General features: G+C 62.1%; 20 protein-coding genes. 3 read left to right on the forward strand and 17 right to left on the reverse strand.

Annotation, left to right across the window (positions count from 1 at the left end; all coding sequences use genetic code 11):
- Positions 1-105 precede the first annotated feature (105 nt).
- The 3 genes from AL3_RS16720 (at position 106) to AL3_RS18555 (ending at position 2599) form a co-directional block, all read left to right on the forward strand.
- Positions 106-1323 carry a tyrosine-type recombinase/integrase gene (locus AL3_RS16720; protein WP_066303222.1) on the forward strand — a complete coding sequence of 406 codons (1218 nt, stop codon included), beginning with the start codon at positions 106-108 and terminating at the stop codon, positions 1321-1323.
- Positions 1324-1602: 279 nt separating this feature from the next.
- Positions 1603-1971, forward strand: coding sequence for a hypothetical protein (locus AL3_RS16725; protein WP_151723954.1), 369 nt, complete (start codon positions 1603-1605; stop codon positions 1969-1971).
- A gap of 472 nt (positions 1972-2443) precedes the next feature.
- Positions 2444-2599 (forward strand): hypothetical protein, encoded by a 156-nt coding sequence (locus AL3_RS18555; RefSeq protein WP_157075275.1) that lies wholly within the window; start codon positions 2444-2446, stop codon positions 2597-2599.
- Here the strand turns inward: AL3_RS18555 and AL3_RS16735 are convergent.
- From AL3_RS16735 to AL3_RS16815, 17 genes are all read right to left on the reverse strand, one after another.
- On the reverse strand, positions 2596-3291 hold the full coding sequence (locus AL3_RS16735; RefSeq protein WP_151723955.1) for a hypothetical protein: 696 nt from the start codon (positions 3289-3291) through the stop codon (positions 2596-2598). The genes AL3_RS18555 and AL3_RS16735 overlap by 4 nt on opposite strands.
- Positions 3291-4871: an SGNH/GDSL hydrolase family protein gene (locus AL3_RS16740; protein WP_066303228.1), complete on the reverse strand. Its 1581-nt coding sequence runs from the start codon at positions 4869-4871 to the stop codon at positions 3291-3293. Before AL3_RS16740 ends, AL3_RS16735 begins: the two co-directional genes overlap by 1 nt.
- A gap of 67 nt (positions 4872-4938) precedes the next feature.
- Positions 4939-5148, reverse strand: a complete 210-nt coding sequence (locus AL3_RS16745) for a phage holin (RefSeq protein WP_066303230.1) — start codon at positions 5146-5148, stop codon at positions 4939-4941.
- The gene (locus AL3_RS16750) at positions 5149-5946 is read right to left on the reverse strand and encodes a M23 family metallopeptidase (RefSeq protein WP_066303232.1); all 798 of its coding nucleotides are present in this window, start codon (positions 5944-5946) and stop codon (positions 5149-5151) included. It lies immediately after the preceding gene.
- Positions 5943-6650, reverse strand: a complete 708-nt coding sequence (locus AL3_RS16755) for a collagen-like protein (RefSeq protein ID WP_066303234.1) — start codon at positions 6648-6650, stop codon at positions 5943-5945. Before AL3_RS16755 ends, AL3_RS16750 begins: the two co-directional genes overlap by 4 nt.
- On the reverse strand, positions 6640-6927 hold the full coding sequence (locus AL3_RS16760; protein ID WP_066303236.1) for a hypothetical protein: 288 nt from the start codon (positions 6925-6927) through the stop codon (positions 6640-6642). The genes AL3_RS16755 and AL3_RS16760 overlap by 11 nt, the downstream gene beginning before the upstream one ends.
- A gap of 75 nt (positions 6928-7002) precedes the next feature.
- Entirely contained in the window at positions 7003-7998 is a 996-nt protein-coding gene (locus AL3_RS16765) for a hypothetical protein (RefSeq protein ID WP_066303238.1), read from the reverse strand.
- Positions 7998-9134 (reverse strand): Gp37-like protein, encoded by a 1137-nt coding sequence (locus tag AL3_RS16770; protein ID WP_161599347.1) that lies wholly within the window; start codon positions 9132-9134, stop codon positions 7998-8000. The genes AL3_RS16765 and AL3_RS16770 overlap by 1 nt, the downstream gene beginning before the upstream one ends.
- Positions 9135-9139: 5 nt before the next feature.
- Complete coding sequence (locus AL3_RS16775) at positions 9140-9742, reverse strand: hypothetical protein (RefSeq protein WP_151723957.1); 603 nt, start codon at positions 9740-9742, stop codon at positions 9140-9142.
- A gap of 405 nt (positions 9743-10147) precedes the next feature.
- A complete protein-coding gene (locus AL3_RS16780; protein WP_083521849.1) occupies positions 10148-13342 on the reverse strand; it encodes a phage tail tape measure protein in 3195 nt (1064 codons plus the stop codon).
- Between the two features lie 377 nt (positions 13343-13719).
- The gene (locus AL3_RS16790) at positions 13720-14295 is read right to left on the reverse strand and encodes a hypothetical protein (protein WP_066303248.1); all 576 of its coding nucleotides are present in this window, start codon (positions 14293-14295) and stop codon (positions 13720-13722) included.
- Positions 14296-14392: 97 nt separating this feature from the next.
- Positions 14393-14905: a phage tail tube protein gene (locus AL3_RS16795; RefSeq protein ID WP_151723959.1), complete on the reverse strand. Its 513-nt coding sequence runs from the start codon at positions 14903-14905 to the stop codon at positions 14393-14395.
- A gap of 2 nt (positions 14906-14907) precedes the next feature.
- On the reverse strand, positions 14908-15081 hold the full coding sequence (locus AL3_RS18560; RefSeq protein WP_157075276.1) for a hypothetical protein: 174 nt from the start codon (positions 15079-15081) through the stop codon (positions 14908-14910).
- Between the two features lie 67 nt (positions 15082-15148).
- Positions 15149-15559, reverse strand: a complete 411-nt coding sequence (locus tag AL3_RS16800; protein ID WP_066303252.1) for a hypothetical protein — start codon at positions 15557-15559, stop codon at positions 15149-15151.
- Entirely contained in the window at positions 15556-15966 is a 411-nt protein-coding gene (locus AL3_RS16805; RefSeq protein WP_066303254.1) for a hypothetical protein, read from the reverse strand. The genes AL3_RS16800 and AL3_RS16805 overlap by 4 nt, the downstream gene beginning before the upstream one ends.
- A complete protein-coding gene (locus tag AL3_RS16810; RefSeq protein WP_066303255.1) occupies positions 15966-16358 on the reverse strand; it encodes a DUF6093 family protein in 393 nt (130 codons plus the stop codon). The genes AL3_RS16805 and AL3_RS16810 overlap by 1 nt, the downstream gene beginning before the upstream one ends.
- Positions 16355-16768 (reverse strand): Gp19/Gp15/Gp42 family protein, encoded by a 414-nt coding sequence (locus AL3_RS16815; RefSeq protein WP_066303256.1) that lies wholly within the window; start codon positions 16766-16768, stop codon positions 16355-16357. Before AL3_RS16815 ends, AL3_RS16810 begins: the two co-directional genes overlap by 4 nt.
- Positions 16769-16843: the final 75 nt, after the last annotated feature.

Genomic DNA, 16843 nt, shown 5'->3' on the forward strand with positions numbered 1-16843 from the left:
CCCCAGTAAAACGCCTAGTGGGACACCGGAAACGGTGTCCCACAGTCGTTTTGGTAGTGGTACTTGGTAGCATCTGACGGAACATCAGAGGATATGGGGCTACCAATGGCGACAATTCAAACCCGCACAGGCAAGTCCGGAGAGCGCTACCGCGTCGGGTATTACGACGACGCGGGCAAGTTCAAGTTCACCCCCACGCTCACAAGCCTCGAAGGTGCCGAGCGCATCAAGGACATCGTGGAGAAGCGCGGCTATCAGGCCGCCCTCAAGATCCTGGGCAAGACCGAGAAGTCCAGCATGCTCACCCTCGAAGAGTGGTTCCGCAAGCATCTCGAACGTAAGTCAATTAACATCGAGGACGGCACCATTGCCGGCTACGAGCGTGAAGCGGCACGTACATGGCTCCCCGCTCTTGGTGACTACCCGCTCGACACCATCACTGTTGACGATGTGATCGGTTGGATCACCTGGCAGATGAAGCAGCCCACGGACCGCTCACAGAAGCGTCGGGCGAAGGAGCGGGCCGCCGGACTCAAACCCCTCTCCCCCATCGAGACCGTCGCACCCAAGACGGTACGCAATGCCCACGGCCTGCTGTCTTCCGTACTGCAGTCCGCCGTTGACGCCGGACATATCAACCGCAACGTTGCTAAGGGTGCCCCCGTCCCGTCAGATGGGATCCGCGAGGAGAAGGAAATCTTCACCCGCGAAGAGTGGGGAGTCTTCTATGCGGCGATGCAGGACCATTACAAGCCCTTGATTGCCTTCCTACTAGTGACGGGCTGTCGGATCGGTGAAGCGACCGCTGTGCGCGTCTCAGACCTGAACGTGAAGGCACGTACGGTCTCTGTCGTCCGCGCATGGAAGAAGGCGCGTGTCGGCCGTGAGCTGGGCACGCCGAAGTCGCGACGGTCCCGCCGCGTCATCATGGTGGATGACTGGGCCATGGACGCTTTCGCCGCCCTGGCGAAGAATAAAGCGCCAGATGATTTGCTGTTCACGGCGCCGCGGGGTGGGCAGATTCACCCCCACCGCTTCGCCGCCCGCCAGTGGGTCGACACGATGGAACGCGCCGGCCTGACTAAGCACCTGACCCCACACTCCCTGCGGCACACGTTCGCGTCATGGCAGCTCATGGCAGGAGTTCCCGCGCAGGTGGTGCAGATGCGGATGGGCCACGAGTCGTTGGCAACGACGTCGACCGTCTACGCACACCTGCTGGTCGAGGAGCAGGCGTCCGCAGTGGCCTCCATCGGCTGGAATCCACCTGCCGCATTGGAAGCTGCCCCCGCTCCCCCAGTCCTCGAACCCGCACCCCTGTGAATCCCTGTGTATCCGGTGAGTCTTATGAGTGTCACCGCTGCCTCGTACTGTGTGCGGCATGACTTATCCGCCCGATGGAGACAAGACCATGCTTGAGCTGCTCGAAGAGACTATCGAGCGACGTCGTGCCGGGATCCCATACCCACTTCCTCCAGGCTGCCCGACGAAGAGTGGCGAGTCGTGGGGATGTGTTGGTGAATCGGAGTAGGCTGCCCGGCCTATTGTTGGGCCGTGTGGGACACTTATCCCAGTCTCGTCAGTCACTTGTTTGGGGGAAGCATGAAGAAGTCTGCCGCCGTTCTGGCACTCATGGTCTTGGCACTGGCTGGCTGCGCGTCAACCCCTGAGAAGGACGTCGCGTACCAGTCCATCAACGACTTTGCTGCAGCCTATGAGGATGCCATTGGAGGCGACACGGAATGCAGCAGGACTAGCCTTGATATCAACGATGCGGGCTGGATACAAACTGGCTGTGGGCACGTGATTCTGATGATGTTCACCTCTGACGATATGCGCGAGGAGATCCTGCAGAAGAATCCACTGGAAGCCGGGGAGCGGTGGGTGGATGGCCCTAATTGGTCGATCGTTGCGGCTCAGTATGAGGCCGAGGATGCACAAGCGGCCTTGGGCGGAACCCTGCGCGATTAGAGCAGGTCATAGGGGTCCTGCCACCCCGAATCGTCTCGCGGGATCCTTTTGACGGCTGTTGCTGGTACCCATTCGTTGTGTGCTTGTGCGTCGTTGTCCATCCAGTGTGCGAGGACGTGTGTGCGTGTCCAGGCGGCTGCTTTGGCGTCTACGGTCGTGCCGTTGGGGTATCGGACGCGGATGTACGGTTCGCGCCTGTACGGGGCGTGCGTGACTTCGGAAGGCTTCGGGAACACTAAACCAGCGTAGACCTTGACGGATCGTTAGATGCCCGTCAGACTATTGGCGTTACACCGATAGGTTCCTAGTAGCTCAGCGGATAGAGCAGTTGCCTTGTAAGCTTCAGGTCGCGGGTTCGAATCCCGCCTAGGTTTGGGAGAGCCGTCCAGTCATGGGCGGCTCTTTCCCAGTTAACTGACAAAAGCGCCCCACCCGGTGAAGGGTGGGGCGCAGAATGGATAGGATGCAGCACATGCTTGCAAAACGACTACTGGAATTATCCGCGGAGTACCTCAACCATGGGCAGGACACTGCCACTCTCGCCTCCGTGGGCCTCGAGCCCCCCCGCACGGTCGACGAAATAGCCGAGGAATACGGGCGGACCTTGAAGGACTTCTTGGCAGATTAGCTCAGGCCGGGATAGCGGGCCTTCATGTACGCGTGAACCTGCCCGCGCTCAGTGGCATTCAGGCGCTTGGGCCAGTAGATGATTTCCCGCACGTCCGCACTATCTCCGGCCTGTGTGGCGCCGAAGAATAGTCCACCATAGGTTGCTGGGGCGGCCCCTCCCGTGGCCTGGCTAGCCTCTGCGGAGTCAGCTTGGACAATAAATGAGTTATCTGCCGCCTGAGCGAATAGGATAAATGCCCAGCCATCCGTATTGCGGGTGGTGTAGGCCGTGGATGTTCCACTCTTGCCCTGATAAGTCCCGCCCGTTTGGCGTGTCAGGAAGTTGCCGGAAACACCCATGAAGTCTTCCCGCCCTGCCTGCATCCTGACCACTGCCGCAATAGTCAGCGGCCGCTGGGCAAGGTGAGGGCCGATGAGCCTCCCGCCATTTGTGGAATCACCCGGAGACGTCACATGGCTGATGCCATCAGCCTCCCCGACCGTCAGGGTTGATGGCGCGCTACCCAAGACGCCCAATGTCATGGGGGTGGTTCCGCCTACTGAATCCCATGAAGGCACTGCTGCGCCGGCAGGTAGCCCCAGATGGCTCGCGATGAACCGAGCTGAGTATCCCCCCACGCCCGGGGTGCGGAGGATCCGGGGGGCAAGCGGGTTAGCTATCGACCCGTTGATGGTAATGAGTTTCGCCATTACAGCCATCCTCGTTTCTGGGCCTCTAGGTGGACCCGGTAGGCGACCGCCGCGCAACCGGCGGCGCTCAAGTGTGTGGAGTCGGAGCGGAACGAGGTTGGTGTCAGGGATGCGGCAATGTCGGCGCGGTCCTGGTTAGTGAATGCGATGCCAGCGGCGGTCGCAGCGTCATCGGTCCTCAACCACGAGGCAATGGGCAACCAGCCAGGGCGGAAAGCCGTCTTGAGTGCCGCATTGAGTGCATCGAGCTTCGCTTTCCCCGCGGCCCCATCAGACGTGGAGGGCAAGACCTCCAGGACCAATACGCGCTTCACTGACGTGTTTAGATAGTCAATCATCGACTGAATTGACCCAACCACGAGATCCGGGTCACCCTCGAGAACGTCGTTGCGTCCGGACCATATGGTTATGTGCCTGTCACGCATATTCAAGCCATCAGCGGGAATGAACAGTGACCGAGGGGGGATGACATTTATGCCGGGGATGTCGGGGTAGAACAACGTGACCGCCGTATATGTCTGCTGGATCATCCCCGGCACTCCAGCTAGTGTCCCCCGCACCCACCTGGTCTTGGAGTAGAGGACTGGGCTGTTCGAGATGGAACTTATGACAGTCCCGCCCGCCGGCTTCGTGGCATTTCCTTCAACGGTCACCAGCGCAGGAAGGCCACCCTGCCGGGCTGCGATCTGGTCGTGCTTCTGATTGTACCAACCCCCGTTGTAGTGGTGCCGCCCAGTTTTTGCAGCAAGCTTCCGTACCCAGGCGTCCTCACCTGTCACCAGATCGTCGGTGATGGAGTCTCCCCAGTGGGCCCAGTCCGGAGTTGGATAGTCGAGTGGCGGAGCGAAGACGATGCGGTCCTGACTATCCACCACCGCGAAGCCGATATCTTCCAAGATTGCCTCTTGGACTCCGACTGCTCCTCCAGCGAGGCCCGCCGCGTAGGGTGTTGGCTTGCCGTCAAGGCCCGCTTCCAACCATAGGCGGCGCCCCTCTTGGTCAACAATGCCGAACGAAATCTCATCGCTGGACACTTCCTCCAGGAGTCGCGGGTCGCCGCTGAAGACTGCTGTGGCATCAATCCGGTCTGTTGCCGCCTTTAGCTCGTTGAACTTAGGGTTGGCATCGACGGCAGCAGCCGCGGCGGCTACTACGGCCGGTGCGGCAGCCACCGCCGTAGCCACCTTTGCGGGCAGGTCGGCGCGCTTGATGCCTTCATCAACGGCCTGATCGGCGGGTTTCGTCACCTCAGACGCGGCTTTCTCTGCCGCTGCCGCTGACCGGGCAGCCTCTTCAGCAGCCTTCTCCGTCGCCTCCTGCGCCCCGTCGAACGACTGCCGTTCCCACTCCCATTCACCGGACTTGAAGACGTGCCGGAAGTTCGGCGACACAACGTTTACGGGTGGCAAGACTCCCTGCCCTGTGGTCACGAGCGGCGCCGCGTTCAAGCCAGATGTGGACTGCAACGGGAGTGGGCTCGAGAACGTGGTGTCCGAAAGTTCGTACACCTTGAACTCAGCGTTCTCCGGTGGCGTCATCGACGTGCCGTCAGATGCAGGGATGGAAGGGTAAAAAGCCAAGAGGAGCCTCCTAGGGCATAAAAATGGACCCCCTAGGAGGCCCTGAGACTTTGGTGGTGCGGGAGGGTTACGGCAGGGGCTTCGGAGGGTCCTCGGTGCTGGCTGGCGTGTTCGGCAGTGCCAGCCCGGCGGCACCAAGGCCAAGCACCGCGGCGGCGAAGTTGAGCCAGACCTGAATGTCTTCGGCGGCGACGGTCCCGAATAGGACAAGGATCGGGATGCCTGCAGCGACGAGGCCGTAGATCCACTTGCGGACGGCGGGGGTGAACGTGTTCATCTACTTCTCCTTGCTGTAGCGGGCTGCGGCCTGTGCGATGTCGTCTGCCTGCTGCCGGTTGATGGTCTTGCCGTCTGCTTGAGCTTTCACGCCTTCGATGGTTCGGGCTGTGGTGGCGGCGACGATGGACTCCGCCTGCACGGGGTTGATGAGGAGCCGGTTGTTCAGTTGCTCGATCACCAGGGCCGCTGCTCGTTTGGCGATGTCTTCGGCTTGCTGTGCTTCGATTTGTACTGCCATGTTTCCCTCCTCGGGAGTGACGGCGCCGGCGGGCACTGTGCCCTTGCCGCCTGTGCCTAGGGTGATGACGGTGGATGTTGTGAAGTAGTCCCGGGGGTTGACGCGGCCGTAGAACGTGCCTGCTGGGTAGATACCCTCGGCGTAGTCGATGAACGCTTCCCAGTGGGTGTGTGGACCACTGCTGTTCCCGGTGGAGCCGACCGCCCCAATGATCTGGCCTGCCCGGACAAAGTCTCCGGGCTTCACGTCGATGCGTGACTGGTGGCTGAAACTGGTTTGGATGGCTGATGCTCCGGGCGCGGAGGGCTGGAGGATGGTGCAGCCTCCGGAGCCGCCGTTGAAGGGGATCATTTCCCAGGTGTTGCCGGGTGGGAATGTTCCGAACGACGCCCAGACGATGAACCCGTCACAGGGTGCGACGATGGGGGTGCCGGCGGGTGCGGCGATGTCGATCCCTTTATGCCAGGGCGGACTCTCCCAGGTGTTCTCCACCCCGAAGTCTTGGCTGATGTATGCGCCGTCTGCGAGGGCAACAGGCCAGCGGTCGAAGATGGTCATGATGCCTCCGTGGTGGGTGGGAGTGTGGTGAGGCGGCAGGGGCCGGTGCTGGTTTGGGTGGTGCCGTCCGTATAGGTGACCACCCAGTAGGAGGTGTCTCCGGTGCCTTCGCAGGTGACGGAGCTGATGCCGCGGCCGTCCGCGCCGTCAGCGCCTGGTGCCCCTGCAACCCCATCTGTACCGTTCATGCCGTCTCTGCCTGGCGCCCCGTCGAGGCCCGGGGCACCGTCCTTGCCGTCCGCGCCAGCAGGGCCGGCAAGCCCCGTGAGCCCTGCGAATCCTGCAGGACCGGGGATCATTGAGTCGTCGCCCTTGTCGCCCTTGAGTCCTGGCACGCCATCCTTGCCGTCGCGCCCATCCCGCCCCGGATCGCCCTTGTCACCCTTCGGGCCAACAGCTGCCGGGCTGGGCTCCTGAGACACGGCTTCAAGGCGCGAGCACAACGCTTCGTCGTAAACGTCGACGTCGGCCGCGGTACAAATAACAGCCTGTGCTTCCTGCGCGATCTCCTGCTTCTGCGTCTGCTGGGTGGCAGCCTCCGCCTGGGCGGCGTCCCGGTCGGCGGTGGTGAGTTGATATATCGCCACCGACATGACAGCAAGGACAACGAACATCGCCACCACACCCGCCAGCAAAGCCCGGATCCGTCGCCGGTCCCGAGCGGCTTTCTTCGCCCATTCCTCCGCCATTAGGTCATTCGCCATCGTCGTCCTCCGGTTCGGTCCAGTGCTCAGGCTGGGGTTTGATGTCGTTGGCGATCAGTTGCTCACGCCAACACGTCCCGTCAGCCCGCAGCCGTTTGTTCTCCCGGCGGAGCTTGCGGTTCTCTTTGTCCTTCTCCTGCAGCTGCGATTTCAGATGCTCAATCAACAGCGCCTCATTCCGCTCCCGGCGCTTATCAGCCCGGTTGATGAGGAACGCCATTCCGCCACCAACCGCCGCGAGCAGGGGGACAAGTGCGGTAAGAAATGCGGGGTCCACACGGGTGCCCTCCTTGATTTGGGTACAAAAAAAGCACCCGTGCGGGGTGCTGAAACAACGATCAGATTTTGGATGTTACGTCCGGTATGCGATCTGCACGTGGAATGTAGAGCCCTCACCCCAGCCGTACCCGGCTCGGCCAGGCGATACGAACGGGTCCTTGTCCACCCAAAGTGTTGCACCGGCCTGACCTGGGCCCACCACCGGAATGACCGTCCGCAGCAGGCCGCCGGTACCTGACATGCTGTGGATGCCAGACCCCGAAGCCATGAAGTCAGCCCCAGCCGGAAAGCCAGGGGGCAAGGAGAAACCAATCGTCCCCAACCCCAAGGACGCACCCCGACCCGACTGGATCATGGCCTGCACGGTGACCTTGTCACCCTCAACCCAGTACAGGCCCTTCGAAACGTGGGTGTCTCCCCGATTCTCGAACCCGGACCATGCTGGCGTATACGACAAAGCGTTCACCCTGAATGGGTACTCTCGCCAACCCCACACGCCGTTCGACTGCAGCTCATACCGCCACGTAGATGAGCCGAGCTTCACCGCAGCACCCGGGGACTTGAGGTAATCCAGCGCCAGCTTGTGCGCCACCTCTACGCCGCCCGGGCCGGGCCAGCAGCGCAGGTCGATAATCTGCTGGGGCTGGGTTTCGCCACCCTTCCACTGGACAAGCCACGCGGGCTGATCGTCCACAGTGCCAGGCCGATTCTCCCGGGCGGAAGGGATTGCGGCCGCGGATCCTCCACGAATCGAAACATAGGAGGTCGGCCCGCCGCCGGTCGGCTGCCAATCACGGCGAGGTGCGATCAGATCCCACCGCAGCACCCCATTCGCGGGAGCCACAGAATCCACCCGCTGAGGTGCGTCCAGCTCATCCCAAACGCCATGCCCGAAGAATTTCCCCGGCGCGAGATTCACTGCGTATGGCGTCGTCGGGTGCGCCGATAGTTTCAGCGCATCCCCAATGACCCCATACGGGGCGCCGCGAGAGATGGCAGACTCCGCCCATACTGTTTCCTTGACGCCCTCGCCGGGGGCCGTGTCATAGAAGGTGCTTTTTGTGGCCATTAGGCTCTCTCCTCTTTGCGTTGCGATTCTTTCAACGCCGCTAGTGTCTTGGCCTGCCGCACTTCCGGACTGACCTGCTCACCGATGACCGGAGTGGCCCGGGCATAATCTGGGGTGATCCACTCAATGACTGCCTCGCGCACAATGTCCGTAATGACTTGCCCGCGGACTCGCACGGGCACCCGGTCTCCAACAAGGACTCCCTTGCTGCCATAGGTGAACGCGGAGGACTCGGCCAATGTGATGGACAGCCCATCAACTACGCCGTTCTCTGCAAGGGTTTCCCACCCTCGGGCGTCCATGACCGTGTCCGCTTCGGCAGCGCCGCCAGGCAACTCCTCCGGGTTGACGTCTCGTGCGTCCCGGAATGTCTCGCCGCAGAACCCGTGTGAGGCTTCCCGCTGCGTGTCGGTGATCGCCCGGAACTGTCGGGCTTTGCCTTCACCGGATCCGCCAATAACCGCCCGTGAAGCTTGTGGTCGGCGCCGAGTGTGCACCGCTTTCTTGATGGTCCGCCCCTCGACGGAAAGCGTGTTGGGGTAGGTGCGGGGCACATGCACATCGAAGACCAGCTCCGCGCCCATTTGCCGCACCCTTAGGCCAATGCCCGCCATCTCCACGCCCGGGTAAAGCCGGTCCGGGAGAGGGTGCATTCGGAAGGAAGCACCGCCAGGAACGTCCGCTCCCCGTCCCTGATCCGGGGCGACTACTAGCCCTGGGATGCGCAGTCGGTTCACGCCGTTCTCGCGGACGATCTGCTTCACAACTGTCTCTGCTTTGCCGGAGTAGGTTCGGTACTCCGCTCCGCCTTGCGAATTGATCGGCGAGCCGGGCACCTGCCAGCCGAGGATGCCACGCAGGATCCACGCATCATCCAGCACCGTGATGTCCATGGCATTGGATTCCGTGTCTATCGTGACCTCATCAACAGGCCCCGACAGTAGATGATCCCCATCCTTCTCAAAAACCACGCGAGCACCCTCAGCCCGCAGGCTCGCGAACTGTTTGTCCTCCAACGAGACACTCATGCTCGCGGTACCAATGAGTGGGAACTCTCGGGGTGTCACCGTCAAAGACAGCGGTACGCCAACCTGCCCGACATACTTACGGTCCTTGTCGTAAACCGTGATCCGCATACCCATCACCACGCCCGCTTGTACAGGGCAGGGACGGCAACCTCAATGGCGCCTGTCCCCTCAAGTGACAGCTGCAAAGGGACCTGCACCCCCGGAGGGATAGGGGCGAAGTCCGCCGCACCCAAGTCCCGGGAGCGGTCCACTGGCTTGATCATGTCCACGCCTATGACCCGCTCGGACGGCTTCTTGGCGATCCCACTGGCGGTGATTTCGTACATGGTCGCTCCGATCCGCGTCGGGTCCGAATCGATAACCAGGCAATACCAAGCGGGAACGGCGAACGGAATGGTGACCTTGCGTCCACCAATGCCGACCCATGCCCCAGGCTCGGAGTTCCCATCGACATACCAGACGGGCGGTGAATCAATGTCGCCAGGGTTGCTGATTGCCGCACTCTCGAACGAGAACCCTTGTCCAAGGTTGAACAAATGCGGCCCGGTCGGTTCAAAGAATGGGCCGGGGGAGGCAGGTGCCTTCCAGGACATCACCGACGGCTGGCCAACCCAGAACGGCTGATCGGCTGTCAGATAGATCCCGTAGTGCGCCCATCGCTGCAGTGACGGCAGGGTGTCGAAGCCGGGCTCCGGGGTTGAGGGCTCGTATCGCAAATCAAGATGTCGTCGCTGCCCCGTGCCCCGATGAACTACCGTCCAGCGCCCCAAACGATCAGGGTCCATGGTTCGCCAGAATGCACGGTCCCGTTCCATCCACTCCGGACCCGTACCGCCATGCCACGTCTTGACCGGGAAGAACACCTCCCGCTCATGCCAGATAGTCCCGCGGTGCTGCGAACCGTTCGCCCCGGGGGACGCGTCACGGTGCCGAGTGCCTTGCGGCATATGCAGGCCCCGAGTCCCCGCCAGCAGATAAACGCCACTGACGCCGTCCCCGAGATCCCACACGCTTCCATCCCAGCCGGTCCACGTTAGGTCTATCCCGTCACGTTGGAGTTCATCAACCGGCGGGGCTGGTGTTCGAGCGGGTGCTGCGTAGAGCATGCTCATTAGGCCCCCTTAGTTTCCGTAAGCGTTCTGCAGGTCGCGTTGCCGCTGTGTTGCCTCAGCTGCGATGGTCCGCGCATAGGACTGCTCCAAGCCGGGACCGGCGCTGATGTGGTTGTGGTAATGCTTCTCAATGACCTGCCTTGATCCACCGGACAAACCTGCGGCCGGCGCACTGTACTCCCGCCCGACGCGCACACCTGACGCGTACCCGGGCAGTTGCGGGAACGTGCCGGCATTGATCGCTGCCAGCTCACGGTTGTACTTCTCGCTCGAGCGGGAATTGATGATCCACTCGCCCGCATCCACCCACGACATCGGCACACCATCGGAGGAAATCCCGAGAATGCCGTCCGTCCGATCCGTGCCCGGACCAGTGGTGGGTAGGCGACCACCGGACGCCCGTTCGGGAAGCAGGACGCCTCCGCCGGGCTTGGGGCTGGCGCCCTTGCCCAGAACCGTGTCCTTGAATGTGGTTTCGTAGTGCTCCAGATAGGTCCGGACCACACGCCCATCCATGGCATTCAGCTCCGCGTTGTGGGAGTCCATAGCCAACTTGGCTGCCGCATCGTGGAAGTACGCGGTTGTGTCGGCGTCCGGTGGGATGCCCATAACCTTCCGGGCAAGGGCATCGGCAGCTTCACCTTCAATGCCCATGCCATTTGCGGCGTTGACCAAGCTGTCATACGTGGTCTGCAGGTTGGCCTGCAGTTCAGGCTGGCCCATGCCTTCACGGGCTTTAGCCTCAACATCAGCCATGCCGCTACGTGCGACATCCTGGAATGCTGCGTTCGCGGCAGCCCCGGCCTCGGTTGTGAGATCGAAGTCCGTTGCTGTCTCGTTGAGTACCGCGCCGAGTCCGAGGGTTCCGTTTGCCGCGGCCACCGTCGCCTCATGCATGCTGCGCAGTGAGTCATGGAAAGCCGCCGTGGAATCACGGGACGACATGCTGATTTCGCCAAGCAGGAACAGTGCCTCAACAATGTCTTCGAGGGACATTGCCGTTTCCGCAGCTTCGCCACCCATGTCGCCAAGTGCGGCGGCGGTCTCCTCGGATGACTCTGCGGCGGCGAGCATGGCCGGCGGAGTCTTGCCCATGGCCCAGTTCAGAAGCTCCTGCTCTGAGAGGTTCACTTTCGCCTGGGTCGCAAGCTTCCGCAGCGAGTCCAAGTAGTCCGGGAACTTCTCAGCTGCGCCCTCGACACTGCCTCCGGAGGCTTCTGCGTCCTTGGCGATCTGCTTGAATGCCGAGGCTGCGGACGCTGCGTTTCCACTGGACACATAGCCAGCAAGGGTTGCATCAACCGATGTCAGATCCTCGTTTAGTGCCTGCCATTTGTCGCCCCAGTTGAGGATTTCGTTACCCCATGAGGAGAACGCCTCGTTCCAGTTCTTGTTGTCGATCCGGGCAATGGCTGATCCGACTCCATCGATTCCTTCGATGGTGCCAGCCATCCGGCTCTTGCTGTTGCCGTTGGCCCACTCGGCGGACTTGAAAGCGGCATCGAGGCGGTCCGTTGATTTCGCTGCGTCCACCATGGAGTTTGCAATCCGCTCGAGGCCCTTCGACGCCGGCGCCCACACTCCGTTGTTGATTTCCTTCAAAATCTGGAAGCCAATAAACGCTGCACTGGCTATGCCCGCGGCTCTGGCGACCTTTCCAAGGTTGGAGGTGAGTCCAGGCGAGGTGTCGCGAAGGGCTTGGAAATGCCCGACCGTCTCAAACACCTTGGGTGCCAGCGTGACGAAACCGCCCGCAAGCACCGCAGCTCCACCGGCAAGCCCAGCAATGCCAGCAATAACAGACAGCACCGGTCCAGGGATCTGCCCGATGAGGTCTATGAAGTCCTCACCTGTCTGGACCAGTCCGCGCAGGGCGTCGTTGGCTCCGGATCCAGACTTGAGGAACACGGTGTCCATGGCGCCGCCGAGCTTTTCCAGATCGCCGGCCAGGTTGTCCTGCATGATCGCAGCAGTCTCGGCCGCGTAACCAGCATCGTCGACAGCGTCAATCCATTCCTGCACACCCTCCGAACCCTGCTGGTACAGGACGGCGGCAGCGCGGACAGCATCAGATCCAAACAGGGTCTGCATGGTTGCATTGCGCTGCTCGGAAGACATGTCCTTCAAGGCGTCCTGCAGGTTGCCCGCATACTGGGCCAGGCCAATGAACTCACCCGACGAGTCGTAAGCGGACAGGCCAAGGTCAGACATCGCGGTTGCAGCTGCCTCAGACTGCGGGTTCAGTCGCTGCAGCATCGTCTTGAAAGACGTGCCAGCGTCCGACCCGATCAGGCCAGCAGATGCGAACGCTGCAAGCCCACCCGTGGCTTCCTCGATGGTGAGGCCCGTCTGCGATGCGACAAGACCAGCCTGATTCAAGGCCATGCCAAGGTCATGAACGGAACCCTGAGCTTTGCCTGCCCCAGCAGCGAGCAGATCAGCAATGTGCGGGATGTCGGAACCGGAGAGTTTGAACTGAGTCATTGCCGAGGCGGCGGTCTCCGCAGCCTCACCAACACTCAAAGCACCAGCCGCAGCCAATGCCAGGGCTCCATCAAGGCCACCGCCGAGAATATCCGCAGTGGAAACGCCGGCCTTCGCCATCTCCTCGATGGCCTGAGCAGCCTCTTCCGCAGAGAACGCAGTGTCGGCGCCGGTCCGCATTGCAGCCTCACGCAGCAGCTCCATGTTGGCCGCAGTCTCGTGCGTGGCAGCCTGAACGGAAGACATGGCCTTGTCGAAGGACGCGTACTTGGTGACTGCGAGACCGACCGCCGCGACCGTCGCGGCACCTGCGGCAGCGATGACCGGGCCGACCGAAGCCCATGCTTCCTTCTGCCGTTCGGCGGCGAGCCGGGATTTCTCGGCTGCCTCTTCGACCTCGCGCCCGGACACGTAGACGGCGTCGGAGAACTGTTCCACTCCCATGGCAGCCGCCTGGGATGACGTGAGCGCCTTCCCGTTGGCGTCAACGAGCTGACCCGTCGCCTCGTAGTGCAGGCCAACTGCTTTCGCCGCCTGCTGGGCTGCCTTAGCCTCAACCTCGGCCGCGGTGCGTGACTTCTGCGATGCCTGCTCGCTGGCCTTGCCCGTTTCATCGACGGCGCTCTTGGTCTTCCGTGTTGCCCCCGCAGCCTCACCCATCGCCCGGACGTACCCTGCAACTTCGGCACTAAATCGGACGGCTACCCGGCGCTCAGTCATGACAAACCTCCATGGGGTGGGGATGGCGGCATGAAGCGCCGCCGATTAGGGCGTGGGGAATGGAGGCAATGGCTTGCTCGAGGGGCGCGTATATTCGGCGTAGACCAGTTGTCCCGGCTCCGGCTTGTAGCCCTTCGCACCCGTCAGCCGTTCAACCTCAGCCTTCGCGTGGCACGTACTGGTTTTGGCTTTGAACCAGCCGTCGTTATCCGGATGCCGGCAGATCATCCGGTCGTGCCCGCAGTCGCACATGCGGGCCTGGTAGATCGTGAACGCCAAGGTGAGGGGGAAGTCCTTGCTTGACCACTCACCCGTGGTGTTCCCCAACCAGTGGGACGGCGGCCGGACGAACCGGTCCGCCGTCTCCAGGAGTTGGACTATGCGTCCCCACTTGCCGGTGAGGAGAACTTCTGCAAAAAATCGGCGTCCACGGAGGGCAGTTCCTTGCAGGCTCGAACCCATGCAGTGTTGATGGCCTGCATCTGTGCGGAACCGATCTTGGCTTCCAGCTCGCCAATCTGCTCGGGTGCCAGACGAACGGGCTTGCGGGTGTCGGTTCCGGCGGACATGCCGATGATTGCCTCAGCCAGGACGGCACTGCCGATGGCATGCATGCGCTGCTGTTTGTCCTTCGGGGAAGCGTCCTTGGGCAGGGGGTCACCAACGCTCTCAGCGATTTCCTGCTGCCGGTCATCCGGGATCGCCTGCACGTACACGGTCAGCTTCGACGCCTCGAACTGGGCGACGACCTTGCGGTACGCCTGCACCAGGGAGGATCCGCCGGCAGGAGTTTCGCCCGGGGCGACCTCCGCCTCGTTGCGGATACGGCGCTCCAAGTCGGCCAGTTCGCCGATCAGGTCGGCGCGCTGGTATACGGTGGCGGACTGTTCCGGCAGCTTCGCATCGGTCAGCCACGCGCCAAGGTCAAAAGTTTCAGGGGTCAGGTCAGACATAGGGGTTCAGGCTCCTAAGTAGGTAATGGGGTTCAGGCTCGAAAGGATTGGGGTGCCCGCCCGGAGCCTGATCACAGGCGGGCACCAGTTCGTGGGGTTAGGCCGCGGCGACCTTGATGTTGTCGAAACCGCGCTGCATCTCCAGCGGGATGCGCCGCTTGATGAACCCGGACCCATCCAGGCGCTGCGGAGTATCAGTCAGGACCTCACCGCCGAGGTAGATGTCATCCCCACTGGCCCAGTCCTCGTCGGAGTCCTTGGCCGTTTCCCGGGCATAGGCCCACAGGGTGGTGCCCTTCTCCCGGGTTGCCGTGAAGCCGGCGTCCTCTTCGGCATCCACGGCACCGGTCACCTCATCGAAGTACCGCCACAGCGTGATGCCCGTGGTGTAGTTCGAGGCCCCGATGGCGTTGCTGTTCCCGGACTCGCTCAGTGCTTTCTCAGCGATCTTGTCCGAGTCAGTGGCGGACCAATTGAAGTCCGACGCCAGAGTCTTCTGCGACAGGTCAATGCCCGCATTCAGCTCTGTCACAGTCGGCGCCTTCGGGTTCGCCGGGCGGGTCGTCAGGACGGTGAACTTAGTTTTGCCGTCACCCAATACACGAGGCATGGTTAGCTCTCCTTCTTCTCGTTGGTTTCGGCCTGCACGGCCTGCTTGCCCGGCGCCTTGGGACGCGGAGACTTGGTGAACTTCTGAAACTCGGGGTGGGAGCCGTCGCCAAGCCAGTGCTCAGGGACTCGCTGTGTCTCTCCGGTCTCGTTGTTGTGGGCGATCACGAACGCCATGGACCCTCCTCAGGGCATAGAAAAAGGCCCCCGGTCAGGAGGGCCTTACGAATGGGATTGGGCGGTGCTAGTCCGCGTCGGAAACGAAGGTGAACTCATCCACCGCATACACGGGACGCTGGCCATCAACCACGACGTCGTTATCCGTCTGAGCGTCCGTCAGAGTGCCCTGCTTGAGCTTCGAACAAGCCCTTCCGGCAACCACAGGTCGTGCCCGTTTTAGGGACGCCCTGACACGCTGGGCTGTGATGATCATGGAATCCGGGCTCAGCCCCACATATGTGGCGCGGATCCGGGGCGCGAACGACCGTGGGAGGTCACCCAAGGAGTCGCCGGACTCGTCCCCAGAGGACTCCACGCCAAGGCTTCCCCACAGCACCACGTACGGGTACACAGGCTTGCCAGGAACGTTGATCAGGTACGACTGCACACCCTGCGGCAGCAACGCCTGAACAGCCCGGTAATGGTCAAGGATCACAGCAGGCCCTCCGTCGCTTTGAAAGCCCACTCGTAGAAGTTCGGGGCTTCCTCCAACATGGCGTCGGTCGGGTCGCGGACAGTCCCGCCGCCCGGGCGTGACGTTCCGAAGTAAGCGATGCCCGCCAAGCCAGCCGCCGGGTAACGTTCAGGATTCGGCCCAATGACACCCTCTATAACGCCATCCCCGGCAAACGCGTGCACCTTCAGGTCGTAGTCAATGGAGGCATCCAAGCCGGGCGCTTTCTTGCCCCTGAAGTGCCTCGACTTCCTGACATCCGCCTGCATGATCTTCTTCGTATTCAGTGCCGACTTCGCGACCACCCCGCGCAGCTTCGGCACCATGCGCGCCGGCACCTTCTCAAGGTCATCAGTCAGCCCATCAAGTTCTGAGCTGTCGGCCGCCACTAGGCCAACTCCTCGACCCGTAGCCGTTGCGCTGTCGGGAATGACTTCTCGAACGGTTCCGTGATCCGGTAAACGTTCCCAATCAGTGCCGGGTTGTACACGCCGGTCAGCATTTCCACGCGGTCATTCGGCGCAATCGGACCCGCACCAATCGGAATATCTAGGCGGGTATCCAGCACCGTAAACACCGCACCGCCAGCCTCAGCAGACCGTGACTGGGCCATCGTTTGCTGGATCTTGCACTTGCCTTCGTAGACCCGCTCATGGGGTCGCGACACGGCACCCGTCTCCGGATCCGTGACCACCTCACCCGGACGCTCAATCCGGCAGGTATCCACCATGAGGGCCTCGGCTGCAGTGCGGCCGTCCATCAGCAACGATTCAATGCTCACCAGAACACCCCCGGATGGGTAGCGAACCCTGGGGTTGCCACCGAACGAATCGTGAACGCATCCCCAGCCGTTGCCGGCAACAGGAGCGACCAATCCTCATCGCTGATAAACAGCCGCCCGGACGAGTTGGCTTTATCCACGGTCTTCGTCCGTGAATAATCGTCAACGCTCTCCGTGTACTGCCGAAGCCCTTCCGGGTTCCGCAGCTTCGCGATGATCGTCTCAGCAATCACACGCTTCACGAGGCGCCCATAATCCGGGTCGCCCTGCGCGTGGACTTCTACTTCCGGGATGCGGAGCCGAACGTCCGAGGACAAGTCCTCCAGCCATTCACCTACCTGCGCGGATTCACCAGCAGTCAGGGTGCGGCCAAAACGTGCCACCACATCTTCAACCGTCGCGTACGTCATGGCCGCACTCCCTCCTACTTACTTGACTTAGCCGCGGGCTTTGCTGCCTTCGGTTCGACCTTCGTCCACCCTGCG

The organism is Arthrobacter luteolus NBRC 107841 (assembly GCF_001552075.1).
GTDB classification, from domain to species: domain Bacteria; phylum Actinomycetota; class Actinomycetes; order Actinomycetales; family Micrococcaceae; genus Arthrobacter_B; species Arthrobacter_B luteolus.

What these genes read in the sequence shown, in the direction of transcription:
- AL3_RS16720 (WP_066303222.1), top strand. Translation starts at nt 106, where the DNA reads ATGGCGACAATTCAAACCCGCACAGGCAAGTCCGGAGAGCGCTACCGC.
- AL3_RS16725 (WP_151723954.1), top strand. Translation starts at nt 1,603, where the DNA reads ATGAAGAAGTCTGCCGCCGTTCTGGCACTCATGGTCTTGGCACTGGCT.
- AL3_RS18555 (WP_157075275.1), top strand. Translation starts at nt 2,444, where the DNA reads ATGCTTGCAAAACGACTACTGGAATTATCCGCGGAGTACCTCAACCAT.
- AL3_RS16735 (WP_151723955.1), bottom strand. Translation starts at nt 3,291, where the DNA reads ATGGCGAAACTCATTACCATCAACGGGTCGATAGCTAACCCGCTTGCC.
- AL3_RS16745 (WP_066303230.1), bottom strand. Translation starts at nt 5,148, where the DNA reads ATGAACACGTTCACCCCCGCCGTCCGCAAGTGGATCTACGGCCTCGTC.
- AL3_RS16750 (WP_066303232.1), bottom strand. Translation starts at nt 5,946, where the DNA reads ATGACCATCTTCGACCGCTGGCCTGTTGCCCTCGCAGACGGCGCATAC.
- AL3_RS16755 (WP_066303234.1), bottom strand. Translation starts at nt 6,650, where the DNA reads ATGGCGAATGACCTAATGGCGGAGGAATGGGCGAAGAAAGCCGCTCGG.
- AL3_RS16765 (WP_066303238.1), bottom strand. Translation starts at nt 7,998, where the DNA reads ATGGCCACAAAAAGCACCTTCTATGACACGGCCCCCGGCGAGGGCGTC.
- AL3_RS16770 (WP_161599347.1), bottom strand. Translation starts at nt 9,134, where the DNA reads ATGCGGATCACGGTTTACGACAAGGACCGTAAGTATGTCGGGCAGGTT.
- AL3_RS16780 (WP_083521849.1), bottom strand. Translation starts at nt 13,342, where the DNA reads ATGACTGAGCGCCGGGTAGCCGTCCGATTTAGTGCCGAAGTTGCAGGG.
- AL3_RS16790 (WP_066303248.1), bottom strand. Translation starts at nt 14,295, where the DNA reads ATGTCTGACCTGACCCCTGAAACTTTTGACCTTGGCGCGTGGCTGACC.
- AL3_RS16795 (WP_151723959.1), bottom strand. Translation starts at nt 14,905, where the DNA reads ATGCCTCGTGTATTGGGTGACGGCAAAACTAAGTTCACCGTCCTGACG.
- AL3_RS18560 (WP_157075276.1), bottom strand. Translation starts at nt 15,081, where the DNA reads ATGGCGTTCGTGATCGCCCACAACAACGAGACCGGAGAGACACAGCGA.
- AL3_RS16815 (WP_066303256.1), bottom strand. Translation starts at nt 16,768, where the DNA reads ATGACGTACGCGACGGTTGAAGATGTGGTGGCACGTTTTGGCCGCACC.